We start from the raw sequence: 19,553 nt of genomic DNA on the forward strand, positions 1-19,553 counted from the left end.
ATTCAACGTATTAGGGATGTTTTCTTATTCAACATTCGATACAATTATATAAGTAAAATGGATAAGGAGCGATTCACATGACAGAACTACAAAAGCAATTCTTTTCCAGATTAAATATACAAGAAAGAGAGTCCATTTCATTTGAAAATTTAAACGAAATCCTTCATGCAATGGCTCAAGCAGTTCCATTTGAAAATTTGGATATTATTCAAGGAACAGTGAAAGAAATATCAAAAGAAAATCTTCAAGAAAAAATTTGAGTTCATAACCGCGGTGTCCTTTGTTACGAATTAAATCCAACGATGTATTACTTCCTTAAAGATTGCGGTTTTGATGTTCACTTAGTATCAGGAACAGTTTATCATGCCGCTTCTAATACTTGGGCTGTTGATTCAGGGCATGTGGCAACTGTTTTAAAACATAATACTGAATTTTATTTAATTGAAGTCGGTTTCGGTTCAAACCTTCCACTGTCACCTGTTCCTTTTACCGGTGAGATTGTTCATTCCGTTACTGGGGACTATCGCATTCGAAGAGAAACAACTACAAAGGGAAACTATATTTTAGAGATGAAAAAAAATAATGAATTTCTAAATCAGGATTCTTCTCAAGATTGGACATTAGGTTACGCATTTTATATAGAGGCAGTTGATGAAAGAAAATTAAATGAAGCACAAAAAACAATTGTAGAACATACAGACTCTCCTTTTAATAAAGTACCTCTCACCGTAAAACTAACTTCTGATGGGCATGCTACTCTAACAAAAGATCGTTTTACAGTAACAAAGCAAGGAAAACAGAGTAAAGAAGAGATTACAAAAGAGCAATATGCAGACCTATTGTACGCAACATTTGGTATACAATTATAGTTTACAAATTTAAAAGTCTTGTCGCTTCTGGCAAGACTTTTTATCGTGGAGCAGAGAGTCTTTGCAATTTATTGTATTTCATAGTTATATAGAATATACTAAGTCTTGCTTTCTAAGGAATGTTTATTCGTTTTATCTATTTAATTATTATCAATTTACCAAGTGACATATCAGCGATATTTTATATCTATTTCGTATAAGTGTTAGCAAGTTCGTTTGCAAACTTGTTAGCACTTTTTTATATTTCTTCTATTACCTTCTTATGGAAAAAATTCTGTACCTAAAGGTCCATACCGTGAAGTAAATGGTTACCCAATAAAAGTGAACGCTGGGGCTCAAGAAAAACATATTCCTAATGCACCTAACTACAAACAAGAGGTTGCAAATGGAAAAAACAAAAGTATCTTCTATGGTGATAATAAAACAGCACAAGAATTGCTTGATAAGTTTGCCGGGAAAGGTCAACTACTACCAGACGGTAAAAAAGAAAGAGTAGACTTTGATAAACCAATTGGGAAATACTATGATCGCGATACTGGTCAATACCTTGAGACTACTAGAGGAATGATTCATTACGGAAAAGACGGTGCTCATATAGTACCAGCAAGACCATAAAATATATAAGAAAAGAGGATGCACATGGGATATGATTCTTTAATAGGAACATTAATAAAATATGAAGATAGTGAAATGATACTAGAATGGAAAAGTGGATTGAGGATAATTGGCGAACTCGATACAGTTTTTGAAACAGACAATGGATTAGATGATGATGATATAAATTATACAGAATACGATGCAGCTGCATTTAAAGTAAATAGTATTTTATCCCATCCTACTACTAACCCAGACAGTGTATATAATTGGTTAATACAAGAGAAAGGTTCATTGGTTGAAATTTCCCTCTATGATGATCCACCAAGTGCAGTATTTTTAGCTGATGGAAAGAGAGTATGGGAAAGGAAAATATATAAATAATAGTCGCTATTTAAACTTTGACCTTGATCGGCTTTTAGCCTTTTAAGGTTTTTTATAGTTATAAAAAGTTTTATAGTTAAATGAAATGTAAATCGATATTTGAATTAGAAGACCACGAAGATAACAAACGTACGAGATTAATTGCAGTGCCTAAAAAACTTATTACTTGACTTATACTTTAAACACGATAATGACAAATCTCGTGAAGCTGAAATTGAAAAGAAAATGGCTTTAAAGAGCAAGAAGCTAAAGTTATGCTAAATTTGAGTTTGTAGGAACTAATAATTTAGGGGAAATTACAACATACCATGTAGAAAGCGGAAAAGCTTTTTTCGGAAAATGGTGGATAATAGTAAAAATATCCCTGTTATCAATCCAGTAGAATAGAGGTCAAAAAATGAAAAATAAGATATTGATATGTAGAATTGATTCAATTATTGAAGAAGAAATAGACTTTTTAGTAAATAATCAAAAAGTAACAGGTTTTAATGCTTCACCTCAAGAAGTTGTTGTAAATAAAGAATATGAAGCTGAGATAGATATATTTGTGAATGACGCTTTGACAGTAGAAACGCAAAAAGAAGATAAATTTTTTAAAATAGAAAATATTGCTAATGGAAGTTATATTCTTTTTGGAAAAATGTTAGAAAATAATGTTTTAGATGTTGGTTTCTTTATAACTAGTGATTTACTTGAAGACTACAAATATTTAGAGGGGCAATATGTCTATTTACAAGTTGATAGATTACAATTATCTTTTGACTAGCTATTTTGCTAGATTCTGAGGGCAAGAAAAGAACTTTTTGAAGAACAAGTCTTCTTTAAGATTGTATATTTCAATGAACCATGTTACCTGGCCTGGAGTAAGTGAAGAGAAAGTTACAGATAAAGAATAATCAACATTGTTTCTCATCTCCTTCCCCTACATCACTTTTTTATAAGTGAACTAATTTTTAAAGTATTATAAAAGCAAGAGAGGCTATCCTACCTCTGTTTTTGCGTTAGATACCTTGAGAAATATTATACTTATACGTTCCCTTCTCTTCTTTCACATGTTCTTCTTCTAATACAAAAGTGCCCTTCCCCTCTCCTTCGCCAGTAATTATGGAAGGTAGCACTCGCCAATCTCCAATTACAGTAATCACTTGAAAAGAACAAAATTACACATGGTGGATTCATTTGATATAATACAATTCAAAATAGTATTGATACTCTTCAAAAATTCCAGTCTTCTTCGTCTTCTGGTAGGCGTGCTAATAAAGTTAAAGATACTGATAGGCTTGATAAAGAAGGAAATGTTACTAAGGGGATGGATAATACTAGTAAGAAAATCAGCGGACTTAATAGGAATGTTAGGAATGTTAATCCTTCAGAAATTAGATTCAGTCAAACTTCTGTAAATGGTTCAGAAGAGATTATTGCTAGTATGAAATCGAATGGCTGGAAAGGTGATCCAATTGATTTTATTAGAATGCCAGATGGCAATCTTACGACTATTGATAATACAAGGGTTGCTGCATCTAGAGAGGCTGGAATAGAAGTTCAAGCAACTATTAGAAATTATAGCGACCCTCTTCCAGCAGATATGGTTGGTAGATTTACAACTCCTAAAGATGTGCCTAAGACATGGGGAGAATCTTTAGATTTAAGAATACAAAAACAAAAAGCAAGTTTTAGAAATAATAATCCAATGGGATCGTATGACCTAGAAAAAATGAAGTAGAAAGAAATGGTGGTAACTATGAAAAATTTTCATATGGATGAATCTATTTGTAAATACCCTGAATCTTATGAAAGATTAGTTGAATTAGATTTAGTTAATTTTGATATATGGTTTTTAATGGAATCAGAACAGGCCACTAACATATACTATGGTATGAAGAAAAGATATCCTAATCGTAAGTTGATTCCTTTTGCTAAAAGAGTTGATAATGATGATACTGCATGTTTTGAAATTGGCAAAGGAAGTAAAGTTCAACTTATTCATGATTTTGCTTCTGAAGGTTTTGAACAAAGAAAAGAATTTGATGACTTTTGGGAGTGGGTTGAATGTGCTGTAAACGAGATGATTTCTTATAATCGGAGTGAAGAAATTGAGTGAAGAAAAATTCTATACAAATTTAAGTAAAGAATTTTCATATGCTTTGCGTCATGCGCCGTGGGAATATGAATTAGAGTTAGATGAGAATGGGTGGGTCTCTATAGACCAATTACTAAATGCTCTTCGTCAGTCAAATGTATGGAAAAATGTAAATTTAGATGACTTGAAAATGATGATAGAAAAATCAAAAAAAAGAGACATGAGATAAAAGGAAATAAAATCCGTGCGATGTATGGACTATGGACACTCTATTCCCATGAAAATAGTAAAAGAAGAAGCTATACCACCCAGATACCTTTATCATGGAACTTCTTCTCGATTTATAAATTCTATTGAATCGAATGGCTTATCTCCTATGTCTCGACAGTATGTTCATCTTTCTGAAGATGTTGAAACTGCAACCTTAGTAGGAAAAAGGAAAGACAATCATCCCATTATTTTGATGGTAGATATCGGAAAAGATCGAGAGAAAAATATTAAGTTCTATTTAGGAAATGAAAAAGTTTGGTTAGCAGATAAGATTCCTAGTGAATTTATCGCAATTTATAAGAATTGATTTAGTCTATTTTGCTAGATTCTGAGGGCAAGAAAAGAACTTTTTGAGGAACAAGTCTTCTTTAGGATTGTATATTTCAATGAACCATGTTACCTGGCCTGGAGTAAGTGAAGAGAAAGTACAGATGGAGAATAATCAATAATAGAGACCTCAAATGTGAGGTCTCTTTTGTTGATTTAAATTAAAAATTATTATTTAAGGGGATGCTCCTTTGCAACTCTTACTTCACATATACATAAGCTTCACTTGCAGTTACATAGTATGTTTTGCCCTTGCTATTTTGTACTTTGTACTGTGGTGATCCATTAACAGTTACCTTTTCATCGATTGTAAATCCTAATCCTGCATCTACAGTTCCAACAAACACCACGTAACATTACAAGGATTACGTGGTATGCAAACTATGATATAGTGAACTATGCTATATTAAACTTTCACTGATTGTTCTTCTTGATAGATAATTTCACCATCAATAATAGTTGTTTCTACTTTTAAATCTTTAATTTGGTTTGGGTTGACACTTAAAATGCTGTCATTTAATATAACTAAATCCGCCAACTTTCCAACCTCTATGCTTCCTTTTATCTCTTCTTCAAAACTCGCATAAGCGCCATTCCAGGTGTATAGTTTAATAGCTTCCATTACGCTTATAGATTGATTAGTACCAAACTCCATTCCAGACTGGCTTTTTCTATTGACAGCAACATGAATTCCTAATAAAGGATTATAGTCAGTAACTGGCGCGTCCGATCCACCTGCTGCCATGATGCCACGATCAATAAAATCACGAACAGCGTACATGTGATTAACACGATCACCATAGTGTTGGACATATATCTCTCCGAATTCATATGGAAATGGAGGATTTGGAATAGGAACCACCTCGAGTTTTTTCATTCTCTCTTGTAAATCTGGTGAAGAAATTCCCGCGTGCTCAATCCGATGACGGTGGTTTTTTCTTGGTGATTCCTCCAACGCCTTTTCTACACAATTTAAATACATTTCAATGGCTTTATCACCTTGTGCATGTACAGTGATTTGATAGCCTTTTTTATGTGCTTCACCTAAAACCTGGTAGATTTCTTCCTCACTATAATAAAGAATGCCATAATTGTTAGAGTCACTGGAGTACGACTCACGGGTTGCAATTGTCGGCCCGGTGCTACTTCCATCAGTAAACAATTTAGCTGGTCCAACTTTGAATCTCTCATCTCCGGTACCAGTTACCACACCAGCTTCGACCATTTTATTAACAAATTCATGGGAGTTATTTAACTGACATATCATTGCATATATTCGGACACGAATATCCTTACTCTTCACAGCTTGTTGTAGTAAACGGTAACTCTCAGGGCCATATCCACCTGCCTCATGTATACTTGTTATGCCCGCTGCAACGAAATGATCTGATGCAATTTTCACAGCCTTCATCAGTTCACTTTCTGTATAACTTGCAACCTCGCTCATCCCCATATTTGCTGCTTCAATTAACTTTCCTGTAAGCCTTCCTGCCTGATTCTTTTCAATAACTCCCCCATTAGAATCCGGTGTGTTCTCGTTAATTTGCGCAATTTCTAATGCTTTGCTGTTCACCACACTTATATGGCTGCAAGTACGGGATACAATAATCGGGTGTTCAACTGAAATTTCATCCAGCTCAGCGATTGTTGGATAACGCTTTTCCTTCACAGCGGTTTCATTAAAGCCCCAGGCACGTATCCATTCACCTTTAGGCGTTTCTAAGGCTTTCTCTTTCAGGTCATCTAACAAAGCCTCGATAGAATCAATATGTTCAGCTTTACAACTTACCGCCAACTGATTCACCCCATGAGAAATGAGGTGAATATGAGAATCAATGAATCCAGGAAGAAGCGTTTTTCCTTGCAGGTCAATTACATCCGTTTTTTCTCCTATAAAACTCTTAACCTCCTGATTTGAACCAACAACTACGATACGATTATCTTTTATTGCTACAGCTTCGACTACTGTATTCTTTTGGTCTACTGTAATAACTTCTCCATTTATCAATACAACATCAGCTTTCATAAACTCAGCCCTTTCGGAATTACTCTTTTAGAGTGATTCGTTCAGTATTTAAAGCTATATCTCTCGATATGCTATTCCGCTTTTTAACAAGATTTATCAATAATTAGTTAAAGTTGAGATAAACATTCTTTAATTGTTTTAACAATAAAAGTAAAGTCTTCTTCTGTGATGCTTAATGGAGGAGCAAGCTGCAAAATATTATTGTAACCTGCAACAGTATCACCATTTTTACCAATAATTAGACCTTTTTCTTTACAAGCATTGATGACTTTGTTCACCTTTTCAATGGCAGCCGGTTCTTTTATTTGCTTATCTTCCACTAGTTCAATACCTAAAAGAAGGCCTTTTCCGCGAACATCTCCTACGTTTGGATGCTCTTTTACATCCTCTAGTTCATATAACAGTCGTTCACCCAATTCTTTGGAACGTTCAATGAGTTTCTCATTCTCCATAATTTCTAAATTCTTCAAAGCCAAGGCGCAAGCAGCAGGATTTCCTCCGAACGTATTCACATGGCGGAAGCGATCATAATCTTCACTGCCTATGTATGCCTCATAAACCTCTCGTCTGACTGCTGTTGCTGACAAAGGAAGATACGCACTTGTAATACCTTTTGCCATTGTAATGATATCTGGTTTGACGCCATAGTTCATAAATCCAAACGGCTTCCCTGTCCGGCCAAATCCACATATAACTTCATCACAAATGAGCAACGCACCGTGCTTCTCACAAATTTCTTTTACTTTTGCCATATATCCATCAGGAGGCATTAAAATTCCGCCCCCGGTAATAATTGGCTCCATAATCACGCCGGCTACTGTTTGGCTTAACTCCCATGTCATGACACGATCAATTTCATCAGCACTTGCCAGTGTATGAACATCATCTGGATTGCGATACGTATCAGGCGGTGCTACATGCAGAAATCCTTGCCCCAATGGTTCATATTTGTACTTTCGTTGTGCTTGACCTGTTGCTGCAAGAGCCCCCATTGAATTACCGTGGTAAGCGCGATAGCGTGAAATAAACTTATAGCGTCCATGATCACCTTTTTGCTGATGATATTGACGAGCAATTTTAAACGCTGTTTCATTCGCTTCCGATCCACTGTTAGAAAAGAAAATGACGTATTCGTCACCAAGCCATTCATTCAATTTTTCTGCTAATTTAATGGCAGGAACATGACTTTGTGTCAGAGGGAAGTACGGCATTTCTTCAAGCTGTTCAAAAGCCGCTCTTGCAAGCTCTTTTCGACCATACCCAACATTCACGCACCAAAGACCGGACATACCGTCTAAATAACGGTTTCCATCAATATCCGTCACCCATGCCCCTTCTGCTTTTGTGATAATTAAATTCGTTGGACTAGGGGCTGCTCCTCTCATTGCATGCCAAAGGTACTTTTCATCTGCTTTTTGCAAATTTTGTGTTTGTTCTGTCGTTTGCACAATCACCAACTCCATTCTATCCTTTTATGATTTTACATCACTCTTTCAATAACGAGCCGTAAGCATTTTCTTGCGAGTATAGAATGCTACGCGATCTTTTCCATTTGCATGGAGATCACCATAGAAGGATTTCTTATAACCTGAGAATGGGAAGAATGCCATTAGAGCAGGAACTCCAAGATTGCCCCCAAGCATACCTGCATAAATTTCACTACATTTCGTCAACATTACTTGAGAGAACAATATCGGCTTTTTGGTTCATTAGGCTTTATCTCCATTTCGCTTTACTATTCTGAATTTCTTATCCATTAAATACGCAGGAGCAGTCGTCTGCTTAGCATTTGCCCACTTCTCATTTCACATTATTTCAGATTGATCTCATGGTTCATTTTATAATTCTTTTTCAAAAATACTGGACAATCCCATTCACAGACAAGGTCCTTAGCCAAGGAAACGACCCAGTCCTTTGTAATATGATACTTTTTTCCATCAACAGTAATAAACACTTCACCGTCTGTCACATAGAAAACCTCCTGTTCTTCTAGATGCCACGTTCCTTTATCTGGTTCGCCTACCCATAGTTCCCACGTGTCAACACCTAGTTGTTGTGCTTCTTCTGCTGTAAGTTTTTTCGCAAAAAACATGATGATCCTCTCTCTTTCTTATTGGTAATTTTGAAGGAATAGGTTCTATAAACGTACTGTCTTACCATTTGTATCTTTTAAACGTTTGAGCTCTTTTTTCATAAAGTATATGGCAATGAGAACGCCTGGAATTTCTGCAGCGGGACCTGTGTACCATATACCTTCTACACCCCAGAATTTCGGGAAAATAAATAGAAACGGTACCATGAACAACAGTATTTTGCTAACACTAATAAACGTTGCGGACCAGTTTCTCTCTTGTGATTCGAAATAACCTGAGATAAGCAAGCTGACTGCATTAAGCGTAAACAAAGAATTGAATACAACTGTCGTCCAAATACCCAGTTTCTGCAATTCAGGATTACCACCGGAAAAAAATGACACAATTGGATCTGCAAAAATGATTAGTATGGCTGTCACAATCACAAAGAAGGCAACCGTAAAAATGAGTCCCATCTTAATTGCTTGTTTAACACGATCAAGGTTGCCCGCACCGTAATTATAACTAATGATCGGTTGAAGTCCTGTCATCCCACCGAGCGCTGCTAAGGCAAGCAGATTTGTAATATAACCGTTTTGAATCGTGAAAGCGGCAACGTGCAGCCCACCACCGTAGCTTTGCAGTAAGTTGTTGAAGAAAATAATTGCAATAAACATCATGAACTGACTCGAGAAAGATGCAAAGCCCGTCCAAGCCACTTCACCGATCGTCTTGAGATTAATCATCATATCTTTCATTTTTGGCTTAAGTTTTGTTTTACCAAACCAGAAATAAAAGATTAGGAAAACAGGGATCGATTGCGAAATCGTATTGGCCCATGAGGAACCCATCATCCCCATGTCATACTTCGTTACCATAATCCATTCTGTAATCCCAGCAACAACTGCTGCGACTAACCAACTGTTCATTGATAATACAGGTTTTTCATCGATATTGGTTAAAATACTTAATACAACGGCCAATATCGTTAATGGCAATGAAATCCATAGCAGACGGCTATATTGTACCGCATATGGAAGCGCTTCATTACTTACTCCGAATAAGGTCATAATATTATTTTCAAAGACCACTCCAAGTACAGCTAACAAAATGGAGAGGAAAAGAGTAAACCATAAAGTTTGTCCCATAATACCTCTAGCTTCTTCGATCTTCCCTTTTCCAAGTCGAAGTGAAATGACCGCTCCGGCTCCCACACCCAAAAGAACGCCAAGCATACGGGTAATAACCATGACCGTAAATCCAATTCCGATCCCTTCGATTTCCAGCTCCTGAAAGCCACTGACGAAATACCCATCGACAACCGCTACAACTCCTAGAATCACGTTAGCCATAATTCCTGCCAAAGCAAACCGTAAATATAGTAACGGAATACTTTTGGTTCCCAGCACTGAATCATACGCCGGCTTATTCATTACTTCTAGTTGCTCTATCTTCGATGACGGACGGTTGTCTACTATTTTCATGAGCATGTCCCCTTATAAATAATTTATATAGCAAGTTAAGCTCAATTAATTCGCATACCAACCTACAGGCTGGGCATGCTGGTGGATATTGATTTGCTTCGTTTCCATAAAGTGCTCCAGCCCAACAGCACCTAACGCTCTGCCGATTCCACTTTGCTTATACCCTCCCCAAGGACCTTCAACATAAGCGAGATGATAACTATTAATCCAAGTAATTCCCGCACGCAATTTACTAATGACACGTTTTGCTCGATCCATATCTTCAGTAAATACAGCACCGGCTAATCCATAAATGGAATCATTCGCTTTTTGGATGGCATCTTCCTCATCTTTAAATTTCTGTACAACAAGGACTGGACCAAAAATCTCTTCCTTAACAATACGCATATTCGCATTTACATCAGCAAAGATCGTTGGCGCAATAAAAAATCCTCGATCAAGCCCATTTTCTATTAAGCGCTTACCACCACAAACTAATTTTGCACCTTCTTCGATTCCGCTCTTGATGTAATGTAAAACTTCATTCATATGAGGCTCGTGTGTGAGGGCTCCCATTTCAATGTTCTCGCTTTCCCCGTTGCCAACTACAATTTTGCTTGCACGCTCGGCCAATCTTTCAACAAACTTATCGTAAATGGTCTCTTGTACAAGCAAACGAGATGCAGCTGAACAAACTTGCCCAGCATTGTGGAAAATACCAAACATCGCATTCTCGACTGCAGTTTCAAAATCCACATCGTCGAACACAATAAGTGGAGATTTACCACCCAGTTCAAGTGTGATTTTTTTCATATTGCCCGCAGCTGCGCGCATAATGCTTTGACCTGTTTTTGTTCCACCGGTAAAGGCGATCTTGTCAACATCATGGCTCTCGGCAAGCTCATTCCCAACCTTTGATCCAGGTCCCAATACCAAGTTTGCCACTCCGTCCGGAAGCCCAATCTCTTCGATAATTTCAAAAAGTTTGAATGCGCTTACAGGAGTGCCATCAGCAGGCTTAAGTACAATTGTATTCCCTGCGGCGAGTGCAGGAGCAATTTGCCAAACAGCTAACATAAGCGGGAAGTTCCAAGGTACAATAAGTCCACAAACACCAATCGGTTCATGAATAATAATTGTTTCCGAAGAATCAGCACGAGTGTAAGATTCCTTTTTCATGCCTTTGATCAAGTCAGCATAGTAGCGGAAGCATTGAATCGATACCGGAATATCCACATAAGTGGTTGCACGAATAACCTTACCGTTATTTGCAGTTTCCAAGCGTGCAATTTCAGCTACCTTCTCTTCAAGACGGTCTGCAATCTTATAGAGATAGTCAGCTCTTTCATCAGCCGATAAATCCGACCAGATTCCGCTGTCAAACGCTTTACGAGCCGCCTTGATTGCTATCTTCGCAACGTCTGCTGATCCATAAGCAGACGTTGCGATCACCTCTCCGGTTGCAGGATTGATAATGTTTCGTCTAGCACCGGATAACGCTTCTATCCATTTCCCGTCAATGAACATGTTAATTTTCATAAACAACTCTCCTTTACGCAATAATATCTAACAGTTTGAAACCAATATGTGCTAGATTGACCAGCATCGTTTTCTGATTATAGAACGGGAATGATTTGAGGCGTTCCTTTTCAAATCGATATCCACCTGCACTCCCCGTAACGATCCATTGTGCCAATAACTTACCAAACAATGTCGAGAGAGACGCACCGTGTCCCGTATAACCCGTTGCGAAATATGCGCCTTCTTTGGATCTGCCGATAACCGGGAACGTATCAATTGTAACCCCGATAAATCCACCCCAACGGAAATCAATCTTGCTTCCTGCTAGTTTTGGCATTATTTTAACCATGGCATCGTAAACACTTTGATAAACAGCATCGCCTAAGTTTGGACGAACATCGCCACCGCCAAATACGATCCGATTATCTGGTGTACGTCGGAAATAGTAAAGGAAACTGCTTGTATCAAAAACCATGCGATCTTTAGGAATGACGGTACTCACCAGTGATTCTGGAAGCTGTTCAGTAGCAATAATACGTGCCGAAATTGGCAGTACGCCTTTGTTCAGTTCATTCATGATTTTTCCAGAGTAACCATCTGTAGCCACAATAATGTCTTTCGCAGTAACAGCACCTTTTTCTGTTACAACTTTCACACTGTTTCGACCGTACTCAATAGATAGTGCTTTCGAATGCTCAAAGATTTTTGCACCGATCGATTTAGCTGCTTCTCCCAAACCAATTGCATAGTTCAGTGGCTGGAACGAGTAACTCGAGTTGTCGACTAAGCAGCCATAATAATGTGGAGAATCGATCTCTTGATGCAACTGACTTCGATCAAGCACGCTTGATTCGTACCCGAAATTTTCGTTTAAGTATTCGCTTTCATGTTTCAATCCTTCAAAATGCTTGGCTTTGTAAGCCGCCACAATGTGACCTGTCTTTCTAAAGTTACAGTTGATTTGATGCTCGTCGATGATGTTTTTAACCAGTTCAACACTAAATAGGGAGAGATCGTTAAGCTGTCTCGCCTCGTCGGCACCATACTTTTTGGCAAGCTCCTGCATCGTTGGCTTATAGCCTGGCAATACCATCCCGCCGTTACGACCGCTTGCGCCATATCCGATCGCTTCTTGCTCAAGGACAATGACACTCTTCCCTAATTTTTGCAAATGATATGCAGAAGAAAGACCTGTGAAACCTGCGCCAATAATGACAACATCCGCCTCTTCATTTCCTTCAAGAAGTTTTCCTTTTTCATAGCTGTTTGCAGTCGCTGTCCACAGTGAGAGAGTATCCATTCGATCCATCTTATCCATAGCTAATTCTTCTCCTTTTGTGACATGTATGTTACAATACAGTCAAAAATTATTCAAAATATTCAAACTTCTTGAGTCTATCATATGACTTGGAGTTTCCTCCAAGTCAATAGCCATTTGAGAGTTTTTTGAATTCATTTTTGTGAAAAAAGTGGAGTAACTCCACTTTTTTCGTTGGGGGGCATCTATGAAAATTGGTACATTTGCAAAGCTTTTTCATGTTACAACTGATACCGTTCGTTATTACATTGAACTGGGATTATTAATACCAGACAAAAAAAACACCCAGTATCAAATGAACCAATTGTGTCTCGACGACATGGCTTTTATTACTGAGCTGAAAAAACTTCATTTTTCACTGCTAGAAATTCAACAAATTTTATCGTATCAGCGTGTCACAAACTTCTCGGACCATGAGGATATCGACTACTACAACAACTTGCTCATTGATAAAAAGAACCAGCTGACCAAGAAAAAAGAAGACATATCAAAAGCTATCCAATTGATTGAAAAAGCGGTTCAAACCAGCTCGCCTTCATCCAAAGAAGAGAACCTTACAGGGATCCCACTTTCCTTTGTAAATCTGCTCTATTGTCCGAAGTGCCACATTCCACTTGAAATGAAAGATGTAGCGATTAAAAAAGTCTACATTCAAACGGGGAGTTTAACTTGTACTTGTGGATACGAGGCAGCTATCGAGGAAGGTATTATCATTACCGCGAACTTGTACGAGACGTCTCCTTATCCATCTTATTTTTACGATAAAGAAACGATTAAAGAGATCAATCCCAAAATGATTAACTTATTTGAAAAAAGTAATTTTTGGTTTCAAAAAGTTCTACAAAATGTAGATTTGAAAAACAAATTAATCGTGGAAACAAACGTTGACGCTTTTGTGTCACTACCCAAATATATCGATGTTCTTGAAACGAGCGCATCCTATGTATTCAGTGGCTATTCGCTTGCGATGCTCAAGAAGGTTAGAAAGAGAATTGAGCGTATGAATCCGAAGCCAAACGTCCTTTATATTTTGAATTCTGATTTGAATCTGCCATTGAAACCGCTTAGCATCGATATTTTTGTGGATAGTTTTACAGCAACTGATTTTTCACTGCTCAATCCGCAGTTTCCAATTCATGTTCTAAAAAACTATTTCCATAGCAGTTCAACAATTGTCGGCGGGTACTCCTATTATGATAGCTCGGCCAAATCCTTGAAAAATATTTCAGCCTTATATCCAAATTCCCACGAGCATATTTTATATCCAAAATACTTAGAAGAAAATTTATCAGTCAACGGATTTCAAATCACGCAAAGTGAAAATATCGGTTACTGTACAGATCCAGGACCTTACTTTGATTATCATGTAATAGACGAAAAATTCCACATGCTAATGTATTTGGCTAGTACGAAAAAATAGCGCACAAAAAGAGGCTGTCCGAAAAGTAGGCTAGTTCACGGATGAGACAGCTCCCTTGTAGCTAAAATCATGGTTAATCTGAAAAATTGAGGAAACATTAACAGATTATCTTCTGTAGAATGGTGTATTACAATGAACAATGTTACATGGTTTGCAGTAAGTAAAAAACAAATTACAGATAAAGAAATCCAAGCATTTTTGGGAAAGTTAAAGGCGGCCCAGACCAAATAAATCAAACAGCATTGAAACATCTTGAAGAAATAATGGATGGACCGGGAGGTTTTATCAAAATTAAAAATCCTAAAGGAATAGAATTTTTGGAGAAAAAACTACAAGATGGAAATGGAGTTCGATTAAACCTTGATGGAACTTTTAAATGGTATATTGACCAGTAAAAAGGGTGAGTTATAAATGGAAAATTTAGAGATTATATTAACTGATTTTAATAAGAGAAAAATTGATAAATTAATTTACGGAGAACTTAAATTATCTACATTAAAACTTAAATCATCACATTTGTATAATAATACTTCAGAAAAAGATTTGGATTTTTCTCAAGTGAAAAACATAAAAGAGATTCTATCACCGAAAGGAACAGGAAATATATTTTTAGAAGAATTGAAGTTAGGTATTTCATTAAAAAACGTAGTAATAGTTTTCTCGTTTGATGAACAATATGGTGACATTGTATTTAACTTTCCTGAAAATGAAATATTAAAGGATGAGAGGAACGATAATAAGTTAAGGTTGAAAAAGCTAGTACATTTTCTAGTTGATTTGAAAAAAAATTATGATATTCCAAAAGTTATAATTGGTTATGAGCCTGCAACTGATGAGGATACTTTGTTAATTGAAATTAATAATATAGTAACTAATTATGACAAAAAAATAGAAAAAATACTTTCTTAATTTATGAGCCTTAAGGTAACTACCTTAAGGCTTTTTTAGGGGCGGAGTATCGAATTAACCACTTCTTTATTCCAAGTCAATGGAATAAAGGTTCTTGACATTGACACGTTGAATACTGAAGTGGAGGAAATTTCGTTAGAGTTAAAAGAAACAGGAGTTACCCTATATAATTGCCTGTTTGAAGATGAGTACTGAAAATTATTACCTGATTAAGAAATGAAAGTAGTATAATTTTGTGGAGATACTACTTGATTAATCTTATAGTACACAAAATACATACCTAGGAAGGAAATGATTATGACAGAATTTAAAAATAGAATGGATGTATCCGATCAAGAAAAGTGGGATTTAACGGATATTTATAAAACGATTGAAAACTGGGAAAACGACTATCAAAAAATCGAAACCTTAACAGAGGATTTAAAAAAATTTAATGGAACTATCCATGATGGTCAGAGCCTACTTGCCTATCTTACGAAAAGTGAAGAAATATCAAGTTTGTTTAATTTAGTCTATGCTTATGCAAGACTTCAATCCGACCTTGATACACGTGATACAGAAGCGCAGTCCCTTGTAGATAAAGCATCACAATTACATGTTAAAATAAGTGCTGCTCGTTCCTTCTTTTCTCCATTTTTACTTAGTATCGATGAGAAAACATTACATTCTTATATAGAGGAAAACGAAGGCTTACAATATTTTAAAGAAGACTTATTTGAATTATATCGATATAAGAAACATGTTTTAAACAAAGATAAAGAAGAAATCTTATCTCAAATGGGTGAAGCTCTCTCTTCTCCTCAGCATACATACGGAATGCTTAATAACGCAGATATTACATTTGGAGAAGTTACAACCAAGGATGGTAATAAAGTAAATTTAACACGCGGGATGTATTCAAAATTAATTAAGGATGAAAGTCGAGATAAGAGAAAAGAAGCTTACAAAGCATACTATCAACCTTATGTGCAATTAAAAAACTCTATTGCTTCTACCTTAACAGCAGCTATAAAAAACAATGTTACCATTTCAAAAATTAGAAACTATCCATCTGCTTTAGAAAGGTCTTTATTTGGTGATATGGTTCCAAAAGAAGTGTATGATACTTTAATTGATACAACTAAAAAGAACATTGCATCTCTACATACATATAATCATTTACGAAAAGAAAAATTGCAGCTAGATGAATTAAGACAGTATGACTTAAATGTTGATTTAGTAAAAGGTGTAAAGCAAGAGATTCCCTATGATGAAGCATTCGAAATCATGCTTACATCCCTTTCTCCACTCGGTGAAGAATATCTTCAAACACTTCGAGGTTTTAAAGATAAACGTTATATAGATGTAAGAGAATTACCTGGAAAACGTTCGGGTGCCTATAATTTTGGCGTATATGGCGTTCACCCTTTCATCCTGTTAAATCATAATGATGACTTAAATAGTCTCTTTACACTTACTCATGAATGTGGGCATGGTATGCATACATATTATTCACATAAGTTTCAGCCGAGAATCTCTGCTCATTATTCAATCTTTGTGGCCGAAGTCGCTTCTACAGTGAATGAAATACTCTTAATTCACCATCTATTAAAAGAAGCAAAAGATATAGACGTACGCAACCATTTAATCAATCACTTTATTGATCAATTTAAAGGAACTTTCTTTACACAAGTTATGTTTGCTGAATTTGAAAAGATTACGCACGAAATGGCGCATCAAGGTAAACCATTAAACGCCCAAGCATTTAATGATGTATATGAAAAATTATTTAGAGAATACAATGGGGATACACTCATATTCGATGAAGAAGTAAAATATGGATGGGCTAGAATCCCTCATTTTTACCGACCATTTTACGTTTATAAATACGCTACCGGATTTGCTTCCGCAATTCAAATTGCAGATCAGCTTTTAAGTGGCGATCCTACCGCTCAGCAAAATTATATCGAATTCTTAAAAGGTGGAAGTTCAGATTATCCGCTCAATCTTTTAAAGAAAACTGGTGTAGATTTAACAACGCCAAAACCAATTGAAAGTGCACTAGGACGCTTTAGTAAACTAGTTGAAGAATTCTCATCACTTTAACAAAAAATGATAAGATTCTATGGACAGAATTCTATGTTAGGTCATTTAAAGAGCCAGCTTCTTCAATATTAAAGAAGTTGGCTTTTGATTATTACATTTTTTAAATTTAATAATCAAAAAAATAGAAATTTGAATTAAAAACAAAAACTAAATGAAAATAATACTGCATATATCAGCATGGTATAATATTAATCACAAAAAATAAGATTATTTCGAAAGTAAAACTTTAATCAGTGGGGGGTTTTCTTCATCCCCCACTGATTATTAGCCCACACCAATCGGGCTTTTACGGGCAGTTAATCTCCTACCTAACTTCTTTGCTTTTGCCGAATTTTGAGGTGGGAGTCTTACTGCCCGTTAATACGGGATAAAATCATTTATAAAGAATTTCTAAATCTAACTTATTTATATGAATCAGAATACTACAGACCGCTTATTTTCCTTCCAATAAATCTTTTGCCATCTTCCGAAATTCCTGATTAAATTCATCGGTCATACCGTTTTGAACATTAGAGAATAGAATAACAAAAATTCGTTTATCCCAATTGAAATTATTAAATGTATTCCACCCAGCTAATACACCGTGATTATGGTAATAATCTGGATAAATGTAAAAACTAAATCCATATTTCCTTGCAGGTGATACAGTAAACATATCTGATAAACTTTGTTTGGAAAGAAGTTTGCCAGTCATAATCGCCTCATCTAATCTCTTCATATCTTCTACAGTTGTATACATTTCACCACAACCGTATAGCCAGTTCATTCTTAACCTAGGAGTAGATATGAATTCATTATCTTTCTTTGTATAACCTTCTGCGAAAAATATATCTCCAGGGAATTTTGCCCCCATGCCAGATTCATGCATTCCAACTGGAGTGAAAATATGTTCTTTTACATATTCAGCTAATGGTTGTTTAGAGATTTTTTCTATAACATAGGCAAGTACCATATAATTATAATCCGTATATCTCCAACCTGTTCCAGCAGGGAATTCAAGATTTTGTGAACCAATCCATGTCACTAATTTTAAACGTGATGCCGCATCAACTTTCCCTTGCCCTTGTTCAGGTAATCCAGATGTATGTGTCAATAAATGTCTTAAAGTAATATTTTTATCCGCTGGGAATGAAGGAATATATTTATTCACATTATCTTCTATATTCAATTCCCCTTTTTCCTGCAACTGCAATATAGACACTGCCACTACTGTCTTAGTGATAGAACCAATACGATATTTTGTTCTTGGCGTTGTTAAGACTTTATCCTGCATATTTGCATAGCCATACCCTTTTCGCAAAATCACATTATTTTGATCCGTCACAAGTACCGTTCCATTAAATCCCTTTTCTTTTAAATATTGGTCTAATTTTTGTGTTGCCCCAGCATAACGATTTCGCTGATTTCTATCTACTTTCGGTGTATCTGTTTCTAGTTTACTAGTAGAATCTGAAAATGCCTTTAAATTCTGCGTTTTACCTTTATTTGTTTGCATGAACATATATACACTTAAGCAAAAAATCGCGATAATAAAGCAAACGATTAAACATCTCTTAAACATACAGGAGCCCTCTTTTTATTCAATTTATACTTGTTACTCTTTTCATTGTTTTATTCTATCTCTATTCATTTAAAAGAAGACTTTAATTTTTGCTTAAATTTATTGAAGAACTATATTCGAGAAATGAACTACATATTACTATTTCATCCTCAATTCTACTACTATAAATTAGCATGTCTCTTGATTATCTATATCTTCCTAAAAAGTTTGTATTATTGGAAAGTTATTCAAGAGAAGCTTCCCATACTCAAATTTTTGATCACTTACTATTGTATTTCTTTCTTAGAAAATTTCCACCCAACAATCCGATTCATCTCACTATAATTTTGTTTTTTTATGTAACATTCCTTGTAAACAACATATACAATAATGCCAAAAAAGGTAATCTATTAGCATTCATCGATAAGCAAAATTAACTAGATAGTGAAATGTTCAGTTATCGAACAAACAAAAATAGCATGGTATTTATCGAGTATTACGGAAAATAAATTATGATTGTCAAAAGAAAAGATGCAGAAAAATTTTCAAGTAAAATAAATCATGCAAACAATAAAAAGAGAGGAAGCTCATTACGGCCAAAATAATAGGGAATTTCAAAAGAGGAAATGAACGAAAAGCAAATATTAATAAGAATAAGAATAAGAATAAGAATAA

Annotated in this window: 15 protein-coding genes and 6 pseudogenes; 12 read left to right on the forward strand and 9 right to left on the reverse strand. The window is 35.7% G+C overall.

Annotated features, from left to right (window positions below):
• Positions 1 to 77: 77 nt before the first annotated feature.
• The 7 genes and pseudogenes from NSQ40_RS17020 to NSQ40_RS17050 all read left to right on the forward strand — a co-directional run bounded on the left by NSQ40_RS17020 (position 78) and on the right by NSQ40_RS17050 (position 4,504).
• A pseudogene (locus NSQ40_RS17020) lies at positions 78 to 869 on the forward strand (arylamine N-acetyltransferase family protein).
• A 321-nt stretch (positions 870 to 1,190) separates the two neighbouring features.
• Complete coding sequence (locus tag NSQ40_RS17025; protein WP_341286134.1) at positions 1,191 to 1,484, forward strand: polymorphic toxin type 50 domain-containing protein; 294 nt, start codon at positions 1,191 to 1,193, stop codon at positions 1,482 to 1,484.
• A gap of 24 nt (positions 1,485 to 1,508) precedes the next feature.
• On the forward strand, positions 1,509 to 1,847 hold the full coding sequence (locus tag NSQ40_RS17030) for a hypothetical protein (protein ID WP_258248614.1): 339 nt from the start codon (positions 1,509 to 1,511) through the stop codon (positions 1,845 to 1,847).
• Positions 1,848 to 2,244: 397 nt separating this feature from the next.
• Positions 2,245 to 2,613 carry a hypothetical protein gene (locus tag NSQ40_RS17035; RefSeq protein WP_003198895.1) on the forward strand — a complete coding sequence of 123 codons (369 nt, stop codon included), beginning with the start codon at positions 2,245 to 2,247 and terminating at the stop codon, positions 2,611 to 2,613.
• A gap of 423 nt (positions 2,614 to 3,036) precedes the next feature.
• Positions 3,037 to 3,570: pseudogene (locus NSQ40_RS17040) on the forward strand (hypothetical protein); the annotation flags it as partial.
• A 33-nt stretch (positions 3,571 to 3,603) separates the two neighbouring features.
• On the forward strand, positions 3,604 to 3,948 hold the full coding sequence (locus NSQ40_RS17045) for a hypothetical protein (RefSeq protein WP_371398656.1): 345 nt from the start codon (positions 3,604 to 3,606) through the stop codon (positions 3,946 to 3,948).
• Positions 3,941 to 4,504: pseudogene (locus tag NSQ40_RS17050) on the forward strand (RNA 2'-phosphotransferase). Before NSQ40_RS17045 ends, NSQ40_RS17050 begins: the two are co-directional and overlap by 8 nt.
• Positions 4,505 to 4,724: 220 nt before the next feature.
• On the opposite strand, the pseudogene NSQ40_RS17055 reads toward NSQ40_RS17050, so the two are convergent.
• The 8 genes and pseudogenes from NSQ40_RS17055 to NSQ40_RS17090 all read right to left on the reverse strand — a co-directional run.
• Positions 4,725 to 4,862: pseudogene (locus tag NSQ40_RS17055) on the reverse strand (hypothetical protein); the annotation flags it as partial.
• Positions 4,863 to 4,930: 68 nt separating this feature from the next.
• On the reverse strand, positions 4,931 to 6,550 hold the full coding sequence (locus NSQ40_RS17060; protein WP_258248615.1) for an amidohydrolase: 1,620 nt from the start codon (positions 6,548 to 6,550) through the stop codon (positions 4,931 to 4,933).
• A gap of 107 nt (positions 6,551 to 6,657) precedes the next feature.
• On the reverse strand, positions 6,658 to 8,013 hold the full coding sequence (locus NSQ40_RS17065) for an aspartate aminotransferase family protein (protein WP_003207872.1): 1,356 nt from the start codon (positions 8,011 to 8,013) through the stop codon (positions 6,658 to 6,660).
• A gap of 30 nt (positions 8,014 to 8,043) precedes the next feature.
• A pseudogene (locus NSQ40_RS17070) lies at positions 8,044 to 8,205 on the reverse strand (methylmalonate-semialdehyde dehydrogenase); the annotation flags it as partial.
• A gap of 155 nt (positions 8,206 to 8,360) precedes the next feature.
• Complete coding sequence (locus tag NSQ40_RS17075) at positions 8,361 to 8,642, reverse strand: cupin domain-containing protein (protein WP_006095502.1); 282 nt, start codon at positions 8,640 to 8,642, stop codon at positions 8,361 to 8,363.
• Positions 8,643 to 8,687: 45 nt separating this feature from the next.
• A complete protein-coding gene (locus NSQ40_RS17080; protein ID WP_003198911.1) occupies positions 8,688 to 10,106 on the reverse strand; it encodes an MATE family efflux transporter in 1,419 nt (472 codons plus the stop codon).
• A 45-nt stretch (positions 10,107 to 10,151) separates the two neighbouring features.
• Complete coding sequence (locus tag NSQ40_RS17085) at positions 10,152 to 11,624, reverse strand: aldehyde dehydrogenase family protein (RefSeq protein WP_097787325.1); 1,473 nt, start codon at positions 11,622 to 11,624, stop codon at positions 10,152 to 10,154.
• Between the two features lie 13 nt (positions 11,625 to 11,637).
• Entirely contained in the window at positions 11,638 to 12,924 is a 1,287-nt protein-coding gene (locus NSQ40_RS17090) for an NAD(P)/FAD-dependent oxidoreductase (protein WP_003198916.1), read from the reverse strand.
• A 187-nt stretch (positions 12,925 to 13,111) separates the two neighbouring features.
• On the opposite strand from NSQ40_RS17090, the gene NSQ40_RS17095 reads away from it, so the two are divergent.
• The 4 genes from NSQ40_RS17095 to pepF all read left to right on the forward strand — a co-directional run bounded on the left by NSQ40_RS17095 (position 13,112) and on the right by pepF (position 17,338).
• Positions 13,112 to 14,344, forward strand: a complete 1,233-nt coding sequence (locus NSQ40_RS17095) for a MerR family transcriptional regulator (protein WP_097787326.1) — start codon at positions 13,112 to 13,114, stop codon at positions 14,342 to 14,344.
• A 242-nt stretch (positions 14,345 to 14,586) separates the two neighbouring features.
• Positions 14,587 to 14,739 (forward strand): hypothetical protein, encoded by a 153-nt coding sequence (locus NSQ40_RS17100; RefSeq protein WP_018781563.1) that lies wholly within the window; start codon positions 14,587 to 14,589, stop codon positions 14,737 to 14,739.
• Positions 14,740 to 14,755: 16 nt separating this feature from the next.
• Positions 14,756 to 15,253, forward strand: coding sequence for a hypothetical protein (locus tag NSQ40_RS17105; RefSeq protein WP_003207852.1), 498 nt, complete (start codon positions 14,756 to 14,758; stop codon positions 15,251 to 15,253).
• Positions 15,254 to 15,550: 297 nt separating this feature from the next.
• Entirely contained in the window at positions 15,551 to 17,338 is a 1,788-nt protein-coding gene (gene pepF, locus NSQ40_RS17110; protein WP_258248616.1) for an oligoendopeptidase F, read from the forward strand.
• A 433-nt stretch (positions 17,339 to 17,771) separates the two neighbouring features.
• On the opposite strand, the gene NSQ40_RS17115 is transcribed toward pepF, so the two are convergent.
• Positions 17,772 to 18,899: a serine hydrolase domain-containing protein gene (locus NSQ40_RS17115; RefSeq protein WP_033796302.1), complete on the reverse strand. Its 1,128-nt coding sequence runs from the start codon at positions 18,897 to 18,899 to the stop codon at positions 17,772 to 17,774.
• A gap of 428 nt (positions 18,900 to 19,327) precedes the next feature.
• Here NSQ40_RS17115 and NSQ40_RS17120 point away from each other — a divergent pair.
• Positions 19,328 to 19,512 (forward strand): annotated as a pseudogene (locus NSQ40_RS17120) (hypothetical protein); the annotation flags it as partial.
• Positions 19,513 to 19,553 lie beyond the last annotated feature (41 nt).

Source organism: Bacillus sp. FSL K6-6038 (genome assembly GCF_038050455.1).
Lineage (GTDB): Bacteria > Bacillota > Bacilli > Bacillales > Bacillaceae_G > Bacillus_A > Bacillus_A pseudomycoides.